Annotated in this window: 1 protein-coding gene; it reads left to right on the top strand. The window is 56.6% G+C overall.

Annotation, left to right across the window (positions count from 1 at the left end):
• Nucleotides 1–802, top strand: an 802-nt coding sequence (locus HU760_RS24355) for an immunoglobulin-like domain-containing protein (protein ID WP_217858984.1), incomplete at both ends; no start/stop codon positions are given.

Raw genomic sequence — 802 nt, 5'->3', positions numbered from 1 at the left:
GTTGGTCCCGAACTCGACTCCGGCTTCCACTGTTATCAATGACAGCATTGATACCGTCACGGTAAATATTGTCAGCAATGGCAATGTGACCGAAGACCAGCAGCCTTCCTTCACCGTGAAGGTAAGTCAGGCTCTGGATCGGCCATTGACCGTAACCCTGTCGAACGGCGACACCGTGACCATCGAGGCAGGTAAAACCGAGGTTGAATACAAAACGCCAGCCCAGGGCGATGACGTTATCAAGGACACCGGCTCTGTTACCCTGAGCGTTACTGATGCCACTGTTCCAGGTGCCACTTTCGAGAAGCTGGCCTTGGGTGGTCCGGCTACCGTTGAGATTTCGGACACCATCAGTGAGGTCGTGGCCAAGCTGACCGCCACCCCTTCGGTCACCGAAGGTGGTCAGATTACCTATACAGTGACCCTTACCAACAAAGACGGTCTGCCGATCGACAAGCACGGCGCGCTGACCTTCACCCTGAACGATGGCACCACCATCACTGTTCCGGCGAACAGCACCACCGGCAGCACTACGGTCACTGCGCCAGATAATGTCTACACCGGTGCCAACGATCCGGTTGTGAAGTCCATCGCTACTGTTGATGGGGTTGATGCTGACAAGTTCGAACAACTGACGCTGGACAAGACGCCGGTCAGCACCACTGTCACCGACGAGCCAGGTACACCGGGCAATCCAGGCGGCAACAACGAAGGCGACCTGGTCAAGGTCACCATCACTGCTGACCAGCCTTCGGTGGCCGAGAACGTCAAACCGACCTTCACCGTACACATCAACCAGGCC

The sequence above is a fragment of the Pseudomonas oryzicola genome (genome assembly GCF_014269185.2).
GTDB classification, from domain to species: domain Bacteria; phylum Pseudomonadota; class Gammaproteobacteria; order Pseudomonadales; family Pseudomonadaceae; genus Aquipseudomonas; species Aquipseudomonas oryzicola.
This window is presented reverse-complemented; position numbering and strand designations above follow the sequence as displayed.